This is a genomic window from Streptomyces sp. NPDC002896 (assembly GCF_040295225.1).
GTDB lineage: Bacteria > Actinomycetota > Actinomycetes > Streptomycetales > Streptomycetaceae > Streptomyces.
The window spans coordinates 399,010-421,728 of the sequence record NZ_JBEOVA010000008.1 but is presented as its reverse complement, the minus strand read 5'-3'; the positions used below and the strand labels follow the sequence as shown (position 1 = coordinate 421,728).

Genomic DNA, 22,719 nt, shown 5'->3' with positions numbered 1-22,719 from the left:
GATCAGTACTGGATCGCCTGTTGGGGTGCATTACCCCGACCTTGTGATCGTCGGTTCCGGCGTCGTACCCCCTCGAGCGCCCTGTATCACGTGGGCCGCTGCGTGGTTTGTGACCAGGAGGTTTTCCCGGTGCGGGCCCGTAGGCCCCAAGTAAGGTGAACGAGCACATCGTTCGCTCATCGGAAAGGGCCGCTTCGCCATGGCTGAGGCACAGGACCGCGCCACGGGGACACAGGACGAAGACGTCAGGGCACGCAAGGAACGGGAGCGGGACGAGCTGTACGCCATGGACATCTCGGGCGTGGAGTGGCACAGCGCACCCGGCACCGAGGGCCATGAGGAGCGGGTCGAGATCGCGTACCTCGCCGAGGGCGCGGTCGCCATGCGATCCTCCTTGGATCCGGACACCGTGCTGCGTTACACGGAAGCGGAGTGGCGGGCTTTCGTACTCGGCGCGCAGGACGGTGAGTTCGACCTGGAGCCCGCACCGCACAGCGGGGGACTTGCCACGGAGTAACCCGATATCAGCAGAACGGGCATCGTCCACGGACAAGCCGTGACCAAGCGGGTCAGCACGGAGGGTGGACGGGCCTGCCGTGACCACGCTCCTGATGATTAGGCTTGGTACGGGGAGCGACGGCAGAAGCCACGGCTGGGTTGTTCACGTTCCCCAGGGGGAGCCAGGTGGATTCGGACGGCAGGAACGGCCGCCCCCCTAGCACTGCACGAGGGTGCTCGTACGGCACAAGGGTGCTCGACCACACCAGGAGGAACTGTGAACAGCGATCGGGACGGTATGCGCGGGGGCTGGGCCACGCCCGGCGATGACCAGTCCGACGCGGAGTCCGCCGTCGAGACGACGGGCGAGTTCACCATCGACTACGCCCCGCCTGCCTGGTACACGCAGAATGCGTCGGCCGGTTCGGAGGATGCGTCCGCGGCTCCGCCGCCGGCGCCGGGCGCGGCGCCCGCACCCGCTCCCGCTCCCGCTCCGGCGCCGATTCCCGCTCCGGCGCCGGCTTTTTCGCCCGAGCCGCCCTCTGCCCCGGCGCCTGCCCCCGCTACTGCGTCTGCCTCGGATGCGGTGCCTTCGTCGTCCTCGGGTTCCTCGGAGTCGTATTCCTCGGAGTCGTACGACTTCCGGAGCGGGGACAGCGGGGATCTGGAGAGCGGGGCGACGATGCGGTTCTCCGCCTCCGCTCTGAGGCGGGAGATAGCCGAGCGTGCCGCGGCTTCTGAGGGCGCGTCGGCTGAAGAGGCATCCGGCTCCTACGGGTCCTACGGCTCCGGATCGGACGCCGATACCGATGCCGATGCCGCAGACGTGACAGTTGACCAGGACTCCGATGACGCCGGTCGTACGGATGGTGACGGTGGCTCCGTCCCCGTCCAGGACGGGTCCGAGGCCGCGGCGGAGGCCACATCCGATTTCACGTCCGAGTCAGCGGTCGGTACCGAGGACGAGAAGGACGAGGCTGAGGTCGCTGGCCGGCAGGAGGCGGCTGCGGATGAACCCCGCGACGCGGTGCCCTCGTCGACGCTGCTGATCGGCAAGGTCGAGCCCTCCGACGCGGCACCGGCCGACGTAGCCGACATCGAGCCGTCCGACGCGGTCCCGGACAGCGGCCCTGAGGGCGTAGAGGCGGAGGTCGGGGACAGCCCGGTTGCCGTTTCAGATGCGGACGAGGCGATCAGCCCTTGGGAACCGCAGGACGCCGCGCCGTCGGCTGACGGTCCGGGCGCGTCCGGCGCCGTGCAGGATGCGCCTCCCGCGTGGACTCCGCCGCCGCCTGCGGAGGGTGGGCAGGGTGGGCTTCCGCCGCTGCCGCCGGCGTTCCAGCCCGCGGCGCCCACATCCGCGCCGCAGTGGCCCGCGTCAGCGCAGACGCCGGGGCCCGGAGGCCTGGCGCCGCAGGCTCAGCCCGCGGCTGCTCAAGCCCAGCCCCAGCCGGGGGCCGAGCCCCAGTCACCGCCGCCTTTCCAGCCGTCGGCGCCGGAGATGCCTCCGGGACCGGCGATGCCTCCGGCTCCGGGAGGTGCAGCGCCCGCAGGGACGCCCGGTCCGGCCCCCGCTGCGCAGGGAAGTTACGGGTTCCCGCAGCCCGGAACGCCTGACGCCCCTGGTGCGCCCGATGCCTCGGCGCAGCCCGGTGGTTACGACTTCCCGCAGCCGCCTGCTCAGGCTCCGGCCCCTCAGGGTGGGTACGGGTTCCCGCAGCCGCCCGCTCAGACCCCCGCCCCCCAGGGTGGCTACGGGTTCCCCCAGCCGCCCGCTCAGGCCCCGGGCCCGCAGGACGGGTACGGGTTCCCACAGCCGCCTGCTCCCGGGCAGGCTCCGGCTGCGTCACCCGCGCCAACCCAGCCACCTGCGGCTCCAGAGGCGCCCAACTTCCCCGGCCAGCAGGTGGGTTACGGATTTCCCCAGCCCGGAACGCCCGGCGCCTCGCCCCAGCCAGGCGGTTACGGCTTCCCGCAGCCGCCCGCCGCTCCGTTCCCGGGGGCCGGACCTCAGCAGGGGCAGCCCCCGGCACAGCCGCACGCGCCGGCCCCGCAGCCGCAGGCTCAGCCGCTGCCCCCGCAGGGTCAGCCCCAGCCTCCCGTCGGCGCACCCCCGCACCAGCAGGCGCAGCCGCAGCCGGGCCAGGCCCCCTTCCCGGGCGGGCAGCCGCCGGCCCAGCCGCAGATGCAGCCGCCGCACCCCCAGGCGCCGGGTCAGCCGCCGGTCGACCCCCGTGCCGGTGCGGCCTGGCCGCAGCCCATGCAGCACGACCAGCGCGAGCGCACCCACCCGGGCGCCCCGCTCGGATACACGGCCGCCGTCGAGCTGTCCTCCGACCGGCTGCTGAACAACAAGAAGCAGAAGGCGAGGAGCGGGCGTCCGGCGGCGGCCGGGTCCCGGTTCAAGCTCGGCGGCAAGAAGGAGGAGCTGGAGCGGCAGCGGAAGCTGGATCTCATCCGGACGCCGGTGCTGTCCTGCTACCGGATCGCCGTCATCAGCCTCAAGGGCGGCGTCGGCAAGACGACCACGACCACCGCCCTCGGTGCGACGCTGGCCAGCGAGCGGCAGGACAAGATCCTCGCCATCGACGCCAACCCGGATGCGGGCACGCTCGGCCGCCGCGTTCGGCGTGAGACCGGGGCGACCATTCGTGACCTGGTCCAGGCGATCCCGTACCTCAACTCGTACATGGACATCCGGCGCTTCACGTCCCAGGCGCCGTCCGGACTGGAGATCATCGCCAACGACGTGGACCCGGCCGTGTCCACGAGCTTCAACGACGAGGACTACCGGCGCGCGATCGAGGTCCTGGGCAAGCAGTACCCGATCATCCTCACCGACTCGGGTACGGGGCTTCTCTACAGCGCCATGCGCGGGGTGCTCGATCTCGCCCACCAGTTGATCATCATCTCCACGCCGTCCGTGGACGGTGCGAGCAGCGCGTCGACGACGCTCGACTGGCTGTCTGCACACGGGTACGCCGAGCTGGTCTCGCGGTCCATCACCGTGATCTCGGGGGTGCGCGAGACCGGAAAGATGATCAAGGTCGATGACATCGTCAGCCACTTCGAGCAGCGGTGCCGCGGGGTGGTCGTCGTGCCGTTCGACGAGCATCTTGCGGCGGGTGCCGAGGTCGACCTCGACATGATGCGGCCCAAGGTTCGCGAGGCCTACTTCAATCTGTCGGCGATGGTGGCCGAGGACTTCGTGCGGGCGCAGCAGCAGCAGGGGCTGTGGACTTCGGATGGGAATCCGCCGCCGACCATGGCTCCGCCGCTGCCGGGGCAGGGCGGCCCCGGGCAGGCCGTCCCCGGGCAGCCGTTCCCGGGGCAGCCCGGGCAGCAGCCTCTCCCCGGGCAGCCGTACCCGGGGCAGCCGTACCCCCAGCCGGGGCAGGCCCCGCCGCCCCCGCAGTAGCCTGCCGCTTCACACTCCACGGCCCCGTACCGTTCACTGGTACGGGGCCGTGCCCTTTATCTGAAGCGCACCGTGCGTCGTGGGTTGTGCCCACCCTCCCCCAGCTACCGCTGGGAGGTGCCCCCAGCCCAGCGGAACAATTGCCCACAACGGGAGGAGGCGTCACCCCCTGGCCTGGGCAGCGTCAGTGGTCTCTACCAATGGGTGTGAAATCGCCGTCAACTCGTTATTTCCGCAGGCCACATGGGGTTCGTGCGCCGTTGACTGGTGTAGATGACCGCTGATAGACACTCAGGTCTACCAGCTGGCGAACCTTGATCGACACGATCGGCAACGATCGAAAAGCCATCCCTGCACGAGCGATGACGCGAGGTCACCGACCCATGGACACACCAGCTCAGCAAGACCGGCGCGGCAGAGGGCGTACCAATCACCGCCGGCCCCTGCGCCTCCTCCTGGCCGCCGGTGCCGCGGCGTTCACCCTGACGGCCGGTCTTGCGACACCGCTCAACCCCGCCGCCCAGCAGGCGAAGGCGGCCGACGACGGCAAGAAGGTCCTGACGGTCGCGGTGGCGCAGAGCGTCGACTCTCTGAGCCCGTTCCTCGCCCAGCGTCTGCTCAGTACGAGCATCCACCGGCTCATGTACGAGTACCTGACCAACTACGACCCGAAGGACAACCACACGATCCCGGGCTTCGCCACCAAGTGGGAGCCGTCCGCGGACAAGCTGACCTGGACCTACACCATCCGCTCCGACTCCAAGTGGTCGGACGGCGAGCAGGCCACCGCGGCCGACGCCGCCTTCACCTTCAACAAGATGATGACCGACGAAGGCGCCGCGACTGCGAACGGCAGCTTCGTCGGCAACTTCAAGAAGGTGACCGCCCCCAGCCCCACCAAGCTGGTCATAGAACTGAAGAAGCCGCAGGCGACCATGGCGGCGCTTGACGTCCCGATCGTGCCCGAGCACATCTGGAAGGACGTCGACGACTACTCGAAGTTCAACAACGACAAGACGTTCCCGGTCGTCGGCAACGGCCCCTTCATCCTGACCGACTACAAGGTCGACCAGTACGTGAGGCTGAAGGCCAACAAGGACTTCTGGCGCGGCGCGCCCAAGTTCGACGAGCTGGTCTTCAAGACCTACAAGGACCAGGACGCCGCGGTCGCCGCCCTGCGCAAGGGCGAGGTGTCGTTCGTCGCCGGCGCTCCCGCGCTGACGCCCGCTCAGGCCGCCTCGCTCAAGGGCGAGAAGAACATCAAGGTCAACGAGGGCCCTGGCCGCCGCTTCTTCGCGCTGGCCACCAACCCGGGTGCGCAGACGAAGGACGGCAAGAAGTTCGGCGACGGCAACAAGGCCCTCCTCGACCAGAAGGTCCGCCAGGCCCTGTTCCTGTCCGTCGACCGCAAGACGATCATCGACAAGGTCTTCCAGGGCCACGCCGTCGAGGGCGAGGGCTATATCCCGCCGCGCTTCTCGACGTACTTCTGGAAGCCGTCCGACAGCCAGAAGCTCGCGTACGATCCGGACAAGGCGGCCGAGCTGCTCGACGAGGCGGGCTACAAGCTCAAGGGCGACCAGCGCGTCGGCAAGGACGGCAAGCCGCTGAACCTCCGCATCCTGTGCCACGCCACGGACCCGAACGACAAGGCGATCGGCAAGTACCTGAAGGAGTGGTGGGGCAAGCTCGGCATCGGCCTGACGGTCAACTGCCTCGACGACGTGTCCGTGCCCTGGTACGCCGGTGAGTACGACCTCGCGTTCGACGGCTGGTCCGTCAACCCGGACCCCGACTTCGTCCTCGGCATCCACACCTGCGCCGCCCTCCCCGCCAAGGCCAAGGAGAGCGCCGCGACCGACAACTTCATCTGTGACAAGACGTACGACGAGCTGTACCAGAAGCAGCTTGCCGAGTACGACCCGGCGAAGCGCGCGGACATCGTCAAGCAGATGCAGTCGTGGCTGTACGACTCCGGGTACATGAACATCATCGCGTACCCGAACGCGGTCGAGGCCTACCGCACCGACCAGATCAAGTCGATCCAGACGATGCCCACCGCGGCCGGCAACATCTACGGCCAGGACGGGTACTGGAGCTGGTGGTCGGCTGTTCCGGCCGGCGGCACGAGCGAGGCGGGCGCCGGCGGGGACAGCGGATCGACGGGCGCCGTCATCGGCATCGTCGTCGCCGTGGTGGTCCTTGCCGCAGGCGGGATCCTGATCGCGATGCGCCGCCGCACCACGGCCGACGACCGCGAATAACAGCACGCCGCTCCGAGAGCACCACCACGAACGGCACGAGTAGCGAGAGTTCCCCATGACAGCAGAGAGCACTCCGGCGCTCGTGCAGAGTGCGGACACCGACGGCGGCCCGGCACAGCCCGGGCCGCCGGCCGCCCGCGGTCCACGGGCGCGCAACACCAGGGCCTATCTCCGGTACATGGCGGGGAAGATCGCCGGCGCGGTCGTCTCGCTCTTCGCCGTCCTGGTCACCAGCTTCTTCCTCTTCCGGCTGATCCCCAGCGACCCGGTGAAGCAGATGACGGGCGGACGCCGGGTCTCCGCCGAGCAACTCGCGTCGCTCAGGCGCCAGTTCGGCCTTGATCTGCCCCTGTGGCAGCAGTTCACGGACTACGTCGGTGACGCGCTCACCGGCGACTTCGGCATGTCGTACCAGTTCCACTCCCCCGTCATCGGCAAGATCGCCGAGGCTGTCCCGGCCACGCTGCTGCTCACCGGCACGGCGTACGTCCTCTACACCGCGCTGGGCATCTGGCTGGGCACCCGCACCGCCTGGCGCAACGGCTCGAGGAGCGACCGCTTCAACACCGCGTTCGCGCTCACGCTCTACTCGGTGCCGTCGTTCTGGCTCGGCCTGCTCCTCATCATCGTGTTCTCGGTGGGTCTCGGGCCGATCCCCGGCCTGTTCCCGACGGGCGGACTGGAGTCGGGCGGCGAGACCGGGTTCGCCTACATCATCGATGTCGCGCACCACCTGGTCCTACCGGTGATCACGCTGGTCGCGGTCGGATACGCGCAGACGCTTCTGGTCATGCGCTCGTCGCTGCTCGACGAGATGGGCAGCGACTATCTGACGACGGCTCGTGCGAAGGGGCTGCGTGACGATCTCGTGCGGCGTCGGCATGCCGTCCCGAACGCGATGCTGCCGACGTTCACCCTGATGTTCGTGAACCTCGGACATGTGGTGGCGGGCCAGATCCTGGTCGAGACTGTGTTCTCCTGGCCGGGCCTGGGCGGACTGTTCTACCAGGCGCTCAGCGTGCCCGATCTCCCGCTGGTCCAGGGCCTGTTCTTCGTCTTCGCCACCGCGGTGATCCTGGCGAACACCCTTGCCGACCTGCTGTATCCGCTGCTCGATCCCAGGGTGGGCCGATGACGACAGATTCGACGGCCGCAGAAGCAGCGGCCGCGGCCACCAAGAGCCCCCGCGCCTTGACCCGTGCCCGCAAGCGCCAGTCCCTGGCCCGCTTCTGGCGCTCGTACCGCTCCCACAGGAGCGGCCTGTGGGGACTGGCCGCGCTGGTCCTGATCGCGCTGATCGCCCTTGCCGCGCCGCTGCTGGCCGGTGCGGACTCGCAGAGCGTCACCGACGCGCCAGGCGGTCCGCTCGAGTCGCCGAGCGGTGAATTCCCCCTCGGCACGGACCAGTTCGGCCGGAGCGTGCTGGCGCTGCTGGTGTGGGGCGCACGTGTCTCGCTCACGGTGGGCCTGCTGGCGGCGGTGCTGTGCGTGGCGATCGGCACGGTCGTGGGCATCGTCGCGGGCCACTTCCGCGGCTGGTACTCAACGGTCCTCATGCGCGTCACCGACTGGTTCCTGGTGATGCCGACCCTCGTCCTCGCCATCGCGCTCGCCACGGTGATGGACCGCTCCATCTGGACGGTCATTCTGGCGATCGGGGTCACGACATGGCCGACGACGGCCCGCCTGGTCCGCGCCCAGACGCTGGCCGTGGAGTCCCGCCCGTACATCGAGCGCTCCCGCGCCCTCGGCGGCGGACACGGGCACATCATGCTCCGCCATGTCCTGCCGAACGTCATGCCGCTCGTGCTCGCGCAGACCACGCTCGTGATCTCCAGCGCGATCCTCACCGAGGCCACGCTCGCCTTCCTCGGCCTCGGCGACCCGACGATCACCTCCTGGGGCGGCATGCTCCAGGACGCGCGCGAGGCGGGGGCGGTCAGCGCCGGCGACTGGTGGTACCTGGCGCCTCCCGGCATCGCCGTCGCCGTGGTGGCACTGGCGTTCACGCTGTGCGGCCGCGCCATCGAGTCCGTCCTCAACCCCAGGCTGGGGGTTTCCCGTTGAGCATCCAGGAGACGTCGAACACGTCAATCACGAGGCAGGCTCCGAGTACGGCCCCTCTCCTCGACGTACGCGACCTGGAGGTGACGTACGCGGGCGGGGCCGCCGCTGTCCGCGGCGTGAACCTCACCGTGGAGGCGGGCCAGAAGCTCGGCATCGCGGGCGAGTCGGGCTGCGGTAAGTCGACGCTGGCGCTCGCACTGCTGAGGCTGCTCCCCGCCGGTACGAAGGTGTCCGGGGAGATCCTGCTGGACGGCGAGGACGTGCTGTCCATGAAGTGGGGGCGAGTCCGGGCGGTGCGCTGGGCGGGCGCGTCGATCGTCTTCCAGGGCGCGATGCACTCGCTCAACGCGGTGCACCGCGTAGGCGACCAGATCGTCGAGCCGATCCTGCTGCACCGGAAGGAGACCCCGGCAGGCGCGAAGCGGAAGACGGGCGAGCTGCTCGAGCACGTCGGGCTTCCGGCGTCGCGCGCGGACGCGTATCCGCACGAGCTGTCGGGAGGCCAGCGGCAGCGCGTGATGATCGCGATGGCGCTGGCCTGCGATCCGCGCCTGATCATCGCCGACGAGCCCACGACGGCGCTCGACGTGATGATCCAGGCCCAGATCCTCCGCCTGATCGAGCAGCTCGTGGCCGAGCAGGACCTGGGTCTGCTCATGATCAGCCACGATCTGGCGGTACTGGCCGACACGTGCGACAGGCTCGCGGTGATGTACGCGGGGCGCGTGGTCGAGGAGGGCCCGGCACTGCAGGTGTACGAGGACGCCCGGCATCCGTACGGCAAGGCCCTGTCGGCGGCGTTCCCGCGCATCGGCGACCCGGCGTCCCGCTTCGCACCGCGCGGCCTGCCCGGTGACCCACCGGACCCGTCGGACCTGCCCTCCGGCTGTACGTTCCATCCCCGCTGCCCGGTGGCGCTGGACTCCTGCGCGACGGAGGACCAGGAGCTGCGGAACGCGGGGCGGGCGCGGAGGGCCGCGTGCGTGCATGTGGCCGACGTGGAGGGGCCGGAGGCCGAGGCCGCAGGAGACGCAGGAGTAGCGAGGAGCAGTACGTCATGACCACCTCTCCGTCCCCGTCACCGACGCCCTCGGAGACCGGAACGCCCTCAGACCCCCTCCTCAGCGCCGTCGACCTGCGCGTCGCGTTCCCGGGCCGGCACGGGACCGCGGACGCCAGGGCCGTCGACGGGGTCGACCTCGACATCAGGCCGGGCGAGATCGTCGCGCTGGTCGGTGAGTCGGGGTGCGGCAAGACGACGCTGGCCCGCTCGCTGCTGGGGCTGGTGCGGCCGACGTCCGGGCAGGTCACGTTCGGCGGCAGACCGCTCGACTACGCGTCACGCGCGCTGAAGACGTACCGCAAACGCGTCCAGCTGGTCCTGCAGGACCCCAGCGGCTCGCTCAACCCGCGGCACACCGTGTACGACGCGGTGGCGGAGGGCCTGCGCATCCACGGCTATGCCGGGGACGAGCGGGCGGCGGTGGCTCAGGCCCTGTCGCGGGCCGGGCTGCGGCCCCCGGAGCGCTTCTTCCTCCGCTATCCGCACGAGCTGTCGGGCGGCCAGCGGCAGCGCGTCGTCATCGCGGGCGCGCTGGTCCTTGAGCCCGAACTGATCGTCGCGGACGAGCCGGTGGCCTCGCTGGACGCCTCGGTACGCGGGGAGATCCTGGCGCTGCTGCTGCGCCTGCGGGACGAACTGGGTCTGTCCGCCCTGGTCGTGACCCACGATCTCGGTCTGGCCTGGAACATCGCCGACCGGGTCGCGGTCATGTACCTGGGCAGGATCGTCGAGACGGGCGATGTCGAACAGGTCCTGACGGCGCCCCGGCATCCGTACACGCAAGCGCTGCTGTCCGTGCTGCCCGAGGCGGGCGGCGAACCGGTGGTGCTCACTGGCGAGCCCCCGGACCCGTCCCGCATTCCGGCCGGGTGCCGCTTCCATGCCCGCTGCCAGATCCTCGCGAGCGGCGAGGCGGCCGAGGCAGGGGTCGCGGACGCCTGCCGGACGCGGGATCTGCCGGTGCTCGATGGGTCGGGCGGGGCCCAGGTGGCCTGCCACTGGGCGGCGGCCCGTGCGGTGGTGCCGCAGGCGGGCTGAGGACGACCGGGGCGGCCGGCCACCCCGGTCGGGCCCGCAGCAGCAGGCCTACTTCGGCCGCCCCGAGACCGCCTCGTATGCCTCGATGAGCTCCCGCGACCGCTTCACGTCGTCCGCGATGGCCTCGACGAGGGCCTCGATCGAGTCGAACTTCGCCTGTCCGCGGACGAAGGCGAGGAAGTCGACGGCGACGTGCAGGCCGTAGAGGTCGAGGCCGACGCGGTCGATGGCATACGCCTCGACAGTGCGTTCCGTGCCGTCGAACTGCGGATTCGTGCCGACGGAGATCGAGGCGGGCATCGCCTCGCCCTCGACGTGCAGCCAGCCGGCGTAGACCCCGTCGGCCGGGATGGCGGTGTGCGGCAGCGTCTCGACGTTGGCGGTCGGGAAACCGAGGTCGCGGCCGCGCTGGGCGCCGCGGACGACGACGCCCTCGACGCGGTGCGGGCGGCCGAGGATCTCGGCGGCGCCCTCGACGTCCCCCTCGGCGATCAGCCGGCGGGTCAGGGTGGAGGAGAAGGGCTCGCCGCCGCCCGCCTCACCGCTCACGAACAGGTCGACGACCTCGACCTCGTAGTCGTACGTGTGGCCGAGCTCGGTGAGGAACTCGACGTTGCCGGCGGCCTTGTGCCCGAAGCGGAAGTTGGGCCCCTCGACGACGAGCTTCGCGTGCAGCTTGTCGACGAGGACCTTCACGACGAAGTCCGCGGGCGACAGCTTCGAGAACTCGGTGGTGAAGGGGAGGATGAGCAGGGCGTCGACGCCGAGCTCGGCCATCAGTTCGGCACGCCGGTGGTGCGGGGCGAGCAGCGGCGGGTGGCTGCCGGGGCGTACGACCTCGCTGGGGTGCGGGTCGAACGTGACCACGACAGAGGGCACCCCCAGCTCCCGCGCTCGGTCCACCGCGCGCCCGATGATCAGCTGGTGCCCGCGGTGCACACCGTCGTAGGAGCCGATGGTGACGACGCTGCGCCCCCAGTCCTGGGGGATGTCCTCCAAGCCACGCCAGCGCTGCACTGTGACCGCTCCTCGAACCTGTGTCCGTTATTCCGTGTTTCCGTAAGTGCCTGATACGCAGATACGCAGGTCTAAGACTGCCATGCCGCTTCCCGGCGAGTCGCAGCGGTATCGGGAGCAGCCCCGGACACGGCGTCCGGCCAGGGCATCCGGCACCGGCGAAGGCCCTGCCGGGACGCTGCCGGGGCCCTGCCGGGCCCGGCGTCAGCCGAAGATCGCCAGGCTCTTGGCCTTGCCCTTCGACTCCTCCACGAGGGCCAGGAACCGCCCTTCCGGGTCGAAGACGGCGACCGTGCCCGAGCCCGCGTACGCGTCAGGCATCTCCAGTCGTACACCGTTCGTCAGCAGCCGTGCCCGCTTGGCGTCCACGTCCCAGCGCGGGAATGCGGCCGCGGCGGCCTCGGCGATCGGCATGACGGTCAGCTCCTTCTGGAGCTGTTCGAGGGTCCTGGCCGCGTCCAGCTTGTACGGGCCCACGCGGGTGCGGCGCAGCGCCGTCAGATGGCCGCCGACTCCCAGGCCGGCTCCCAGGTCACGGGCGAGCGCCCGGATGTACGTCCCGGAGGAGCACACCACCGAGACGACCAGGTCGAGGACGGGCGTGCCGTCCTCCGCTACGGCGTCCCGGACGTCGTAGACGGCGAAGGACGACACGGTCACCGGGCGGGCCGGGATCTCGAAGTCCTCGCCTTCGCGGGCCCGCTTGTAGGACCGCTTGCCGTCGATCTTGATGGCGCTGACCTTCGACGGCACCTGCATGATGTTGCCGGTGAGCTCGGCGATCCCGGCGTCGATGGCGTCACGGGTCACGCGGGAGGCGTCGGCGGACGAGGTGATCTCGCCCTCGGCGTCGTCGGTGACCGTGTTCTGGCCGAGCCGGATCGTGCCGAGGTACTCCTTCTCGGTCAGCGCCAGATGACCGAGAAGCTTTGTCGCTTTCTCGACACCGAGGACGAGCACGCCCGTCGCCATGGGGTCGAGCGTGCCGGCGTGGCCGACGCGGCGGGTCCTGGCGATACCGCGCATCTTGGCCACGACGTCGTGCGAAGTGAAGCCCGACGGCTTGTCGACGATGACAAGTCCGTCGGGCGTGGTGGTCTTCTGCGTCATTCCGCGGCGTCGCCGTCCGTCTCGTCCTCGCCCGGCTTGCGGTACGGGTCTGCCTCACCGGCGTAGTTGGCGCCGGCCGAGGCCTCGCGCACCGCGGCGTCCGAAGCTCGTGCCTTGTCGAGCAGGTCGTCGATGGTCTTGGCGGTTTCCGGCAGGGCGTCCGCCACGAAGGTCAGGGTGGGCGTGAACTTCACGCCCGCCGCACGGCCCACCTCGGAGCGGAGAACGCCCTTGGCACTCTCCAGCCCTGCTGCTGCGGACGCACGCTCCTCGTCGTCCCCGTACACGGTGTAGAAGACGGTCGCCTCCCGCAGATCACCGGTGACCCGGGTGTCCGTGATGGTCACATGCGAACCGAGCCGCGGGTCCTTGATCCCGCGCTGCAGCTTCTGGGCCACCACCTCTCGGATGAGGTCCGCCAGCCTTTTCGCCCGCGCGTTGTCGGCCACTGGTCCGTCTCCCCTTTGTTCCTGGGATTGTCTTGCCTTGTTCGGTCGGTCGTAGTCGACCATGTTCGGCGGCCGACGACCGCGTTGCGCCGTCGTGGCCAATGTCAGGCCGTGGTCGGCCTTGTCCGGCCGCCGTCGGCCGGGTTCAGTCGTCGTCGCCGTGGAGTCTGCGCCGCACCGACAGCAGCTCCACTTCGGGCCGGCCCGCGACGAGGCGCTCGCAGCGGTCCAGTACGTCGCTCAGGTGTCCCGCGTCCCCGGACACCATCGCCAGACCGATGCCGGCCCTGCGATACAGGTCCAGGTGCTCGACCTCCGCCGCGCTCACCGGGTACTTCCGCTGGAGGTCGGCGACGATCGGGCGGACGATGGAGCGCTTCTCCTTGAGCGACCGGACGTCGCCGAGGAGCAGGTCGAAGGACAGAGTCCCCACATACATGTTTGTCCGGATGTCCCGCCGGTACGGGTTCGACGGTCCCGCCAACCGCTTGGCAGGAACATCAGAACGGTACACGCAAGGGCCGGGGCCGATCGACGGGAATTCCACCCGTCGACCGGCCCCGGTCTCCCCCCACTGCCTCAGGGGCGTGGGAGGTGCCGTCGGCCGAGCAGTGCTCAGCCGCGCGGCTTCTCGCGCATCTCGTACGTCGCGATGACGTCGTCGATCTTGATGTCGTTGAAGTTTCCGAGGTTGATACCACCCTCGAAGCCTTCGCGGATCTCGGTGACGTCGTCCTTGAAGCGGCGCAGACCCTCGATGTTGAGGTTCTCCGCGATGACCTTGCCGTCGCGGATGAGTCGGGCCTTGGTGTTGCGCTTGACCTCGCCGGAGCGGATGAGAACACCCGCGATGTTGCCCAGCTTGGACGAGCGGAAGACCTCGCGGATCTCCGCCGTACCGAGCTCGACCTCTTCGTACTCCGGCTTGAGCATGCCCTTGAGGGCCGCCTCGATCTCCTCGATCGCCTGGTAGATGACCGAGTAGTAGCGGACGTCCACGCCCTCGCGCTCGGCCATCTGCGCCGCGCGGCCGGCCGCACGGACGTTGAAGCCGATCACGATGGCGTCCGAGCCCATCGCCAGGTCGATGTCCGACTCCGTGACCGCACCGACGCCGCGGTGCAGGACGCGGATGTCGACCTCTTCGCCGACGTCGAGCTGGAGCAGCGAGGACTCGAGAGCCTCGACCGAACCGGACGCATCGCCCTTGATGATGAGGTTGAGCTGCTGGACCTCGCCGGCCTTGAGCACCTTGTCCAGGTCCTCGAGGGAGACGCGGCGCACCCGCTTGGCGAACGCGGCATTGCGCTCACGGGCGGCACGCTTCTCGGCGATCTGGCGGGCCGTACGGTCCTCGTCGACGACGATGAAGTTGTCGCCGGCGCCCGGGACGTTGGTGAGACCCAGGACCTGGACCGGGGTGGACGGACCGGCCTCGTCGACCGTGTTGCCCTGGTCGTCGTACATGGCACGCACGCGGCCGTAGGCGTCGCCGACGACCATGGTCTCGCCGACCCGCAGGGTGCCTCGCTGGACGAGGACGGTCGCGGTGGCGCCGCGGCCGCGGTCCAGACGGGCCTCGATCGCGATGCCCTGCGCGTCCTGCTCCGGGTTGGCCCGCAGGTCGAGCGAGGCGTCCGCGGTGAGGATGACGGCCTCCAGGAGGCTGTCGATGTGCAGACCCTGCTTGGCGGAGATGTCGACGAACATGGTGTCGCCGCCGTACTCCTCGGCCACCAGGCCGAACTCGGTCAGCTGACCGCGCACCTTGGTCGGGTCCGCGCCCTCGACGTCGATCTTGTTGACCGCGACCACGATCGGCACGTCGGCCGCCTTGGCGTGGTTCAGCGCCTCGATCGTCTGCGGCATCACACCGTCGTTGGCCGCCACCACGAGGATCGCGATGTCGGTCGACTTGGCACCGCGGGCACGCATGGCGGTGAACGCCTCGTGACCCGGGGTGTCGATGAAGGTGATCTTCCGCTCTTCGTCGTTGACCTCGGTCGCGACCTGGTAGGCACCGATGTGCTGGGTGATGCCGCCGGCCTCGCCCGCAACGACGTTCGTCTTGCGGATGGCGTCGAGCAGTCGCGTCTTACCGTGGTCGACGTGACCCATGACGGTCACCACCGGCGGACGCGAGACCAGGTTCTCCTCGCCGCCCTCGTCCTCGCCGAACTCCAGGTCGAAGGACTCGAGCAGCTCGCGGTCCTCCTCCTCGGGGCTGACGATCTGGACGGAGTAGTTCATCTCCGTCGCCAGCATCTCCAGCGTGTCGTCGGAGACGGACTGGGTCGCGGTGACCATCTCGCCGAGGTTCATCATGACCGCGACGAGCGACGCCGGGTTGGCGTTGATCTTCTCCGCGAAGTCGGTGAGGGACGCACCGCGCGACAGGCGAATGGTCTCGCCGTTGCCGCGAGGCAGCATCACGCCGCCGACCGACGGGGCCTGCATGGCCTCGTACTCCTGGCGCCTCTGCCGCTTCGACTTGCGACCACGACGCGCCGGACCGCCGGGACGGCCGAACGCACCCTGCGTGCCACCACGGCCACCGGGGCCGCCGGGACGACCGCCGAATCCGGGACGGCCACCGCCGCCGCCGAAGCCGCCGCCACCACCGGGGGCACCGCCACCGGGACGACCGGCGAAGCCGCCGCCGGCCGGACGACCGCCGCCGCCACCACCGGGACGACCTGCGAAGCCGCCGCCACCGGGACGACCGCCGCCGCCACCACCGGGACGACCCGCACCGCCCGGACCGCGGCCGCCGCCGGGGCCGCCGCCGGGACGCGGGCCGGCAGCGGGACGCTGCGGCATCATGCCGGGGTTCGGACGGTTGCCACCGGGACCGCCGCCGGGACGCGGGGCCTGCGGACGAGGCATGCCGCCCGGGGTCGGCCGGGAACCGGCCTGGCCCTGCGGACGGGGACCGCCCTGGCCTGCGCCCTGCGGACGCGGGCCACCGGGGGCACCGGGACCGCCGGGACGCGGGGCGCCGCCGGGACGGGGCGCCTGCGGGCGCGCCATGCCGGTGGAGCCGCCGGACGTGAAGGGGTTGTTGCCCGGACGCGGACCGGCCGGACGGGCGCCGGGACGCGGGGCCTGACCACCCGGACGCGGCGCGCCGGGACGCTCGCCACGGTCGCCACGCTCACCACGGCCCTGGCCGGGAGCGGCCGGACGGCCACCCGGCTTCGGGGCACCGGGACGGGCGCCGGGACGCGGACCTGCCGACGGGGCGGCAGGAGCGGACGGCGGCGCGGTGAACTCCGGCGTGGCCGGTGCCGCGGGTGCGGGCTTGGGGGCCGGCTTGGGACCCGGCGTCGGGCGCGGGCCCGGGGCCGGGGCGGCAGCCGCGGGCTTCTCGACCGCCGGGGGCCTGGGGGCCGCCGGCTTCGGGGCAGCCGGGGCAGCCGGACGTGCCGCCTGCGCCGGGGACGGCGCGGCGGGCCTGGCGGGCGCCTGCTTACGGGGGGCACCGGGCTTCGCGGCGGACTTGCCGGAGCCGTTGCCCTGCTGGAAAGCGTCAGTCAGTTTGCGTACTACGGGCGCCTCGATCGTCGAGGACGCCGAACGGACGAATTCACCGAGTTCTTGGAGCTTGGCCATGACGACCTTGCTCTCCACGCCGAACTCCTTGGCGAGTTCGTATACCCGGACCTTAGCCACTTCGCTCCTTTTAGGTCCGGGTTGCGGCCGGACCGTCGCTACTTCATGGGCGTACTCATCGCGTACTCATCGAGTGCTCATCGCAATCTCGACCTACTTCCGACTCGCGAGGTACCTGGGCCGCACGGGGGTTCCGTACGGCGCTTCTTACGGTGTTGCCTGCTCAGCAACTGTCTTCGACGGCCTGGCGCAAGCCCGCCGTGTCGAGCGGTCCCCGGGCACGGAAGGCCCGGACGAACGCCCGGCGACGGACCGCCAGATCGAGACAGACCAGGGCGGGGTGCACATAAGCACCCCGGCCGGGCAGCGTACCGCGAGGATCGGGGACGCACGCGTCCTCGATCACCACGATGCGCAGCAGATCGCTCTTGGCCGCTCGCTCCCGGCATCCCACGCAGGTGCGCTCAGGGCGTACTCGGGCGTGCGTCCGGCCAGACATTACTAAGTCTACCTCCCCGTACCGACCTCACCCCTTTGGGGCAAAAATCGAACGGCTGTCGTCTTGATCTCTACGGCCCCCGGCGTGATCTCGTCGGGGGCCGTGTTGTCGGTTGCCGTCAGTCCTGCTGCGGGGCCTGTTCCGTGTCCGGACGGATGTCGATCCGCCACCCGGTCAGCCGAGCCGCGAGACGGGCGTTCTGGCCCTCCTTGCCGATCGCCAGCGACAGCTGGTAGTCCGGCACGGTGACACGCGCGGAGCGGGCCGCCAGGTCGACGACCTCGACCTTGGAGACCCGGGCCGGGGAGAGTGCGTGGGCGACCATCTCGGCCGGGTCGTCGGACCAGTCGACGATGTCGATCTTCTCGCCGTTCAGCTCGGCCATGACATTGCGCACACGGCCGCCCATGGGGCCGATGCAGGCGCCCTTGGCGTTCAGGCCCGACCGGGTGGACCGCACCGCGATCTTGGTGCGGTGACCGGCCTCGCGGGCGATCGCGGCGATCTCGACGGAGCCGTCGGCGATCTCCGGGACCTCGAGCGCGAAGAGCTTCTTCACCAGGTTCGGGTGCGTACGGGAGAGGGTCACCGACGGGCCGCGGACACCCTTGGCCACCCGTACGACATACGAGCGCAGGCGCATGCCGTGCTGGTACTCCTCGCCCGGCACCTGCTCCTGCACGGGCAGGATCGCCTCGAGCTTGCCGATGTCGACCAGGACGTTCTTCGGGTCGCGGCCCTGCTGGACCACACCGGTGACGATGTCGCCCTCACGGCCCGCGTACTCGCCGAGGGTCGCGTCGTCCTGGGCGTCGCGCAGCCGCTGCAGAATCACCTGCTTGGCCGTGGTCGCGGCGATCCGGCCGAAGCCGGACGGGGTGTCGTCGAACTCGCGGGGCTCCTGGCCCTCCTCGAGGTCCTCGTAGTCTTCCTTCGCCCACACCGTCACATGGCCGGTCTCCCGGTTGAGCTCCACGCGCGCGTGGCGGCGGCTTCCCTCGGTGCGGTGGTAGGCGATGAGGAGGGCCGCCTCGATCGCCTCGACCAGGAGGGAGAAGGAGATCTCCTTCTCCCTCACCAGACCCCGCAGGGCACTCATGTCGATGTCCACGGCTACGCCTCCTCTGCGTTCTCGATGTTCTCGGGGGACTTGCTCTTGCGGCTGAACTCGATCTCCACACGCGCCCTGGCGATTTCCGTGAAGGCGAGCCTGCGAGCCGTGGGCTTTCGGCCCTTCACACCGGGCACCTCGAGGTCCAGACCTTCGTCGTCCACCTTCAGGATCCGGGCGACCAGCTCGCCGCCGCCCGCGTCCGGCGTCAGCCAGAATCTCGCCAGGCGGTCCGTGGCGCGTACGAAGTGGCGGTGTTCCTTCAGCGGGCGCTCGGCGCCCGGGGATCCGACCTCGAGGGTGTACTCGCCCTCGCCCATCACGTCGTCCTCGTCCAGCTTCGCCGAGAGTTCGCGGCTCACCTCGGCGATCTCGTCCAGATCGACACCTTCGTCGGAGTCGATGACGACCCTCAGCACCCGCTTGCGCCCGACCGAGGCCACTTCGATCTCTTCGAGATCCAGGTCCTTGGAGCTGACGAGCGGTTCCAGTAGTTCTCGCAGCCTCTCGCTCTGGGTGGTGCTCATCCGGGTGACTCCTCGGCCGCGTGTGCTGTTGTGGGTAGGTCGCGTGACAGGTCAAAGGGTATCCGGTCCCGGGGGGTGTTGCCGTCCACCGGTCGCGCCGTCCGTGCGCCGCCGAAGGGGCGCACCGGAGGCGAACCGGGCTACAGGTGACGAGCCGCTGGCGCAGGCCGGGGCGGTCCGGCGGTACGGTGATCAAGGCCTCTCGGCCGCTTGTTCCCCTCGCTGTCCGCTCGTACGAAACCCTCGAGGACGTCTGTCGTGTCGCTCCCCCTGCCGTCGCGTGCGCGGCGTACCCCTGACGGGCCGTCCGGGCCGACAGGGCCTGGTCGAAGGAGTGTTCTCGCCGGCGCGGCCGTCGCCGGTGCCGGACTGCTCGCGGGCTGTTCCGACGGCGATGCAGGCAGCGGCTCCGCCGGTACCGCCGCGAGGCGGCCGTCTGCCGTGGAGCGGGCACGCGCGCGTGCGGCGAGCGACAGCGCCGGGCTCGTCGCGCGGTACGACGCCGTGATCGCGGCGCATCCCTCGCTGGCGAAGCGGCTGGAGGTGTTGCGGGCGGAGCTGGTGCGGCATGTGGAGGCGTTCGGGGGCGAGGTGGCGGTCGCCGGAGCTTCGGGTTCGCCATCCGCTTCGGCTTCGGCTTCCACGTCGGCCTCGGCTTCCGCGTCGGTTTCTGCTTCCGCGTCGGCTTCAGCTTCTGCTGCCGGGAGTGCCTGGATTGCCGGGAGCGACGTGCCCGCCGACAAGAAAGACGCGCTCGCGTTTCTCGCCTCGGCCGAGCGTGACCTGGCGGGCCGGCGCGGCACCGCACTGCTCGAGGTGCCCGGCGAGCTGGCCCGGCTGCTCGCCTCTGTCGCGGCTGCGGGTGCCGCGCACGCGTATCTGCTGACGGAGGGTGAGTCATGAGCGGAGCCGAGGATGGCGAGAGGCAGAAGGCCGAGAGCGGTGGCGACAGCGCCGTGCTGAAGGCCGTCCAGGCCGCGCTCGGCGCGGAGAACGCCGCCGTGTACGGCTACGGGGTCGTCGGCGGCAGAATCGGTGACGGCCGCCGGGACGACGCCCGGGCCGCGTACGACGCCCATCGTGCCCGGCGTGACGAACTCATGCGCACCGTACGCGACTTGGGCGGTGAACCGGAGCCGGCCGCCGCGGCCTACGCGCTGCCCTTCCCGGTGCCGGACGCGGCGGCGGCCGCCCGGCTGGCCGCCGAGCTGGAGGATCGGGTCGCGGGGGTGTATTCCGATCTCGTACGGGCAGCCGACGGCAGTCGGCGGCGGACGGCCGCGGACGCACTGCGGGAAGCGGCGGTGCGGGCGGCCCGGTGGCGGGGCGGCAGCGTAGCCTTCCCTGGTCTCGCCGAGCGGTCGGGTACGCCGTCCGCCTCGGCGACGCCGAGCGCGTAGGGCGAGGCCGGGCGCGTAGGGCGAGGCCGGGCGCGTACGGCACACACGTACGCGTACGGGGACACCGCAAAGCGCTGCTGCACCGCACCGCAGACGTACCGGCCCGAACGGCCCGACTGGGAAAGGAATCACCCGCGCATGGCTTTCGAAGCGCCCCAGCGCCTCGTCAGGGCACTCGGCGAGACGTTGCACAACGGGGACGACGGAGCCCGCGCCTGGCTGGAGAAGCTGCCGGAGCTGGCCGAGGCGGCCGTGGCCCGGCGTGAGTTGACCGTCGAGCGGGTGCTCGTGCCCGGAGGGCGCAGCAGCCTCGTCGTCCTGGTGCGTCTGCCGGACGGCCGGCCCGCCGTGCTCAAGCTGGCGCCGCGACGTGCCCGGCCCGGTAGTGAGCGGGCCGCGCTGGCCCGTTGGGGCGGGCGGGGAGCCGTGCAGTTGCTGGACGTGCCGGGCGAGGGCGAGTGGCCCGGCAGCGAGGACGTCGGCGGTGACGGGGCCCTGCTCCTTGAGCGGCTGCATCCCGATGTGTCGCTGCGTTCCCTGCCCGAGGCGAAGTCGCTGCTGGAGGCCGCCGGGACGTTGCGGCGGCTGTGGGTGGAGCCACCCGCGGGTCACCGCTTCGAGACGGTGGCCGAGCGGACCGGGCGGCAGGCCGTGGCGATGCGGGCCGGTGCGGACGCCGATGCCGACGTGGCGCCGCTGGTCGACGCGGCGCTGGCCGCGCGGGACGAGCTGCTGGCCACGGCGCCCGAGCACAAGCTGCTGCACGGGACGTTCCGGCAGAGCAAGGTGCTGGCGGGCGACCGCATGCCGTGGCTGGCCGTCGGGCCGGATCCGGTGGTGGGCGAGTGCGCCTTCGATCTGGCGCGGCTGGTCCGTGACCGGGTCGAGGACCTCATCGCGTCGCCGTCGGGCGCGGCGACCACCCGGCGCCGGGTGAAGCGCCTCGCGGACTCCCTCGACGTGGATCTGGAACGACTGCGCGGCTGGACCCTGTTCCGCGCGGTGGAGTCGGGGGTACGGGCGCGCCGTGTCGGCCGCGTGCAGGACTCGGAGCTGCTGCTGGAGTTCGCGGGCTGGTTGTAGCCCGGCGGCGGGGCGTGTTTCAGGCCCGCTCCAGTCTCAGCGCCAGTACCGGGCAGTCTGCTGCCGCCCGGCGGGCGCGTTTCAGGGTCGCGCGCGGGACGGGGGCGGAGTCGACCAGCGGATAGCCCCACTCGTCGAGGCGGATGTGCTCGGGAAGGAGTTCCGCGCACAGGCCGTGGCCCTGGCAGGCGGTCCAGTCGACTTCGAGATGTCGGTCCATGTCGGTTCGGGTTCGTGGCTGGTTCATGTCGGCTCCCGTTCGGTGCTGGTGCATGTCAGCTCCTGTTCTCGGGGACGGGCAGCAGTGGCGTGTGGTCGGTCGCCGTGCAGTGGCCACCGGCATGGGCGTCGAGTTCCGCGCCGAAGACCGTCAGGGCGCTGCGCACCAGGCGCACCGTGCCGTCGGGGTGGTGGCAGGCGCCGCGGCCCACGACCAGGCCCGCCCAGCGGGCGACGTCCGCGCTCGTCGTGCCCTGGGGGCCGGGTACGGCCAGGGTCCGGAAGGCGGCGGCGATGCGCGGCAGGCCGTTGAGGCAGGGCCCGCACTGGCCCGCCGACTGGAGGGCCAGGTAGCGCAGGACGCGTGCGGTCTCGGCCAGTCCGCACCGGTCCACGGGCAGCGCCGCCAGGACACCCGCGCCCAGCGAGCCCAGTTGGGCGGAGCTGAGGGTGGAGTGAGCGGCCTGCGCGGCGGGGATCCAGGTGCCGTGGTAGCCGCCCACCAGGACCGCGCTCATGCCTGCCAGGGGCAGCTCCGGGGGCAGGACCCTGTGCAGCGCCATCCCGTAAGGGGCCTCCACGACCCGTGCGGCGCGGCCCGGCACGTGCACCGTGCAGAGCATGCTGCCCGGCTCGGCCGGCGTACCGGCGGAGCGGAACCAGTCCGCGCCGTAGCGGGCGATCAGCGCCAGGTGGGCGAGGGTCTCCACGTTCTGGACGAGGGTCGGCGCACGGTTGACTCCCCGTTCGCGGACCGGCGGCCGCTGATGGCGCGGCAGCGCCGGGTGCCCGGAGAGGTACTGGGTGAGGGCCGAGGACTCCCCGGACAGGAACCGTTTCGGCACCCGTACCAGCCGTACGGGCAGCGGATCCCGCCGCTCTGTGAGGGCGCCTTCGAGCCCCGGCAGCAGCGCGGGGTCCGCCTCCTCCTCCACCGCGAGGTACGCCTCCCCAGCCCCTACCGCATGGGCGGCCAGCCGCAGCCCGTCCAGCACCAGATGGGGCGAGAGCCGCAGCAGCGTCTTGTCCTTGGCGCTGGCGGGCTCGCCCTCCGCGCCGTTGGCGACGACGACCGGCGGGCGCCCGGCGCGGTGGCCCGCGTCGGCGACGGAGACGAGCTTGCGGTAGGTGGGGAAGGCCGCCCCGCCGCGCCCGGTGAGCCCCGACTCGGCGACGGTTCGGAGCAGGTCCTCCGGATCTCCGTCCACGAGTGGTCCGTACCGTGCCTCGTGTGTGGCGAGTGCGGCCGGTGATCCGCCGGGGGCCAGCAGCCGGGGCGGCATGAGGAGGTCCGTGAACTCCGTGAACGTGTCGTTCCGGGTGGGGGTCGAGGTGCTGGTCATG

Annotated in this window: 20 protein-coding genes; 10 read left to right on the top strand and 10 right to left on the bottom strand. The window is 71.1% G+C overall.

The window, feature by feature from the left end:
• The first annotated feature begins 199 nt into the window (after positions 1-199).
• From ABT009_RS17745 to ABT009_RS17715, 7 genes are all read left to right on the top strand, one after another.
• Positions 200-517 (top strand): DUF397 domain-containing protein, encoded by a 318-nt coding sequence (locus tag ABT009_RS17745; protein ID WP_351294929.1) that lies wholly within the window; start codon positions 200-202, stop codon positions 515-517.
• 258 nt (positions 518-775) lie between these two features.
• Positions 776-3,916, top strand: a complete 3,141-nt coding sequence (locus ABT009_RS17740; RefSeq protein WP_351294927.1) for an SCO5717 family growth-regulating ATPase — start codon at positions 776-778, stop codon at positions 3,914-3,916.
• A 383-nt stretch (positions 3,917-4,299) separates the two neighbouring features.
• Positions 4,300-6,180 (top strand): ABC transporter substrate-binding protein, encoded by a 1,881-nt coding sequence (locus ABT009_RS17735; RefSeq protein ID WP_351294925.1) that lies wholly within the window; start codon positions 4,300-4,302, stop codon positions 6,178-6,180.
• A 55-nt stretch (positions 6,181-6,235) separates the two neighbouring features.
• Positions 6,236-7,315: an ABC transporter permease gene (locus ABT009_RS17730; RefSeq protein ID WP_351294922.1), complete on the top strand. Its 1,080-nt coding sequence runs from the start codon at positions 6,236-6,238 to the stop codon at positions 7,313-7,315.
• Entirely contained in the window at positions 7,312-8,247 is a 936-nt protein-coding gene (locus ABT009_RS17725; RefSeq protein ID WP_351294919.1) for an ABC transporter permease, read from the top strand. The genes ABT009_RS17730 and ABT009_RS17725 overlap by 4 nt, the downstream gene beginning before the upstream one ends.
• The gene (locus ABT009_RS17720; RefSeq protein ID WP_502989895.1) at positions 8,244-9,308 is read left to right on the top strand and encodes an ABC transporter ATP-binding protein; all 1,065 of its coding nucleotides are present in this window, start codon (positions 8,244-8,246) and stop codon (positions 9,306-9,308) included. The genes ABT009_RS17725 and ABT009_RS17720 overlap by 4 nt, the downstream gene beginning before the upstream one ends.
• A complete protein-coding gene (locus ABT009_RS17715; protein WP_351294916.1) occupies positions 9,305-10,348 on the top strand; it encodes an ABC transporter ATP-binding protein in 1,044 nt (347 codons plus the stop codon). The genes ABT009_RS17720 and ABT009_RS17715 overlap by 4 nt, the downstream gene beginning before the upstream one ends.
• Positions 10,349-10,396: 48 nt before the next feature.
• Here the strand turns inward: ABT009_RS17715 and ABT009_RS17710 are convergent, their stop codons facing one another.
• The 8 genes from ABT009_RS17710 to rimP form a co-directional block, all read right to left on the bottom strand.
• The gene (locus ABT009_RS17710; RefSeq protein ID WP_351294913.1) at positions 10,397-11,365 is read right to left on the bottom strand and encodes a bifunctional riboflavin kinase/FAD synthetase; all 969 of its coding nucleotides are present in this window, start codon (positions 11,363-11,365) and stop codon (positions 10,397-10,399) included.
• Positions 11,366-11,569: 204 nt separating this feature from the next.
• Entirely contained in the window at positions 11,570-12,475 is a 906-nt protein-coding gene (truB, locus tag ABT009_RS17705) for a tRNA pseudouridine(55) synthase TruB (protein ID WP_351294910.1), read from the bottom strand.
• Positions 12,472-12,924 (bottom strand): 30S ribosome-binding factor RbfA, encoded by a 453-nt coding sequence (gene rbfA / locus ABT009_RS17700; protein ID WP_351294908.1) that lies wholly within the window; start codon positions 12,922-12,924, stop codon positions 12,472-12,474. Before rbfA ends, truB begins: the two co-directional genes overlap by 4 nt.
• A gap of 145 nt (positions 12,925-13,069) precedes the next feature.
• Entirely contained in the window at positions 13,070-13,363 is a 294-nt protein-coding gene (locus ABT009_RS17695; protein ID WP_181655783.1) for a DUF503 domain-containing protein, read from the bottom strand.
• Positions 13,364-13,539: 176 nt separating this feature from the next.
• Positions 13,540-16,596 (bottom strand): translation initiation factor IF-2, encoded by a 3,057-nt coding sequence (gene infB / locus ABT009_RS17690; RefSeq protein ID WP_351294904.1) that lies wholly within the window; start codon positions 16,594-16,596, stop codon positions 13,540-13,542.
• Positions 16,597-16,759: 163 nt separating this feature from the next.
• On the bottom strand, positions 16,760-17,035 hold the full coding sequence (locus ABT009_RS17685) for a YlxR family protein (RefSeq protein WP_351294901.1): 276 nt from the start codon (positions 17,033-17,035) through the stop codon (positions 16,760-16,762).
• A 118-nt stretch (positions 17,036-17,153) separates the two neighbouring features.
• Entirely contained in the window at positions 17,154-18,146 is a 993-nt protein-coding gene (nusA, locus tag ABT009_RS17680; protein ID WP_351294898.1) for a transcription termination factor NusA, read from the bottom strand.
• A 2-nt stretch (positions 18,147-18,148) separates the two neighbouring features.
• Positions 18,149-18,673 (bottom strand): ribosome maturation factor RimP, encoded by a 525-nt coding sequence (gene rimP / locus ABT009_RS17675; protein WP_351294895.1) that lies wholly within the window; start codon positions 18,671-18,673, stop codon positions 18,149-18,151.
• A gap of 258 nt (positions 18,674-18,931) precedes the next feature.
• Between rimP and ABT009_RS17670 the strand changes: the two genes are divergently transcribed.
• From ABT009_RS17670 to ABT009_RS17660, 3 genes are all read left to right on the top strand, one after another.
• Positions 18,932-19,576 (top strand): hypothetical protein, encoded by a 645-nt coding sequence (locus tag ABT009_RS17670; RefSeq protein ID WP_502989894.1) that lies wholly within the window; start codon positions 18,932-18,934, stop codon positions 19,574-19,576.
• Entirely contained in the window at positions 19,573-20,073 is a 501-nt protein-coding gene (locus ABT009_RS17665; RefSeq protein WP_351294892.1) for a ferritin-like domain-containing protein, read from the top strand. The genes ABT009_RS17670 and ABT009_RS17665 overlap by 4 nt, the downstream gene beginning before the upstream one ends.
• Before the next feature lie 138 nt (positions 20,074-20,211).
• Positions 20,212-21,156: an aminoglycoside phosphotransferase family protein gene (locus ABT009_RS17660; protein ID WP_351294889.1), complete on the top strand. Its 945-nt coding sequence runs from the start codon at positions 20,212-20,214 to the stop codon at positions 21,154-21,156.
• A gap of 19 nt (positions 21,157-21,175) precedes the next feature.
• On the opposite strand, the gene ABT009_RS17655 is transcribed toward ABT009_RS17660, so the two are convergent.
• Both ABT009_RS17655 and ABT009_RS17650 read right to left on the bottom strand, forming a co-directional pair.
• Complete coding sequence (locus tag ABT009_RS17655) at positions 21,176-21,403, bottom strand: ferredoxin (protein ID WP_351294886.1); 228 nt, start codon at positions 21,401-21,403, stop codon at positions 21,176-21,178.
• A gap of 28 nt (positions 21,404-21,431) precedes the next feature.
• Positions 21,432-22,718, bottom strand: a complete 1,287-nt coding sequence (locus tag ABT009_RS17650; RefSeq protein ID WP_351294883.1) for an NADH-ubiquinone oxidoreductase-F iron-sulfur binding region domain-containing protein — start codon at positions 22,716-22,718, stop codon at positions 21,432-21,434.
• Position 22,719 lies beyond the last annotated feature (1 nt).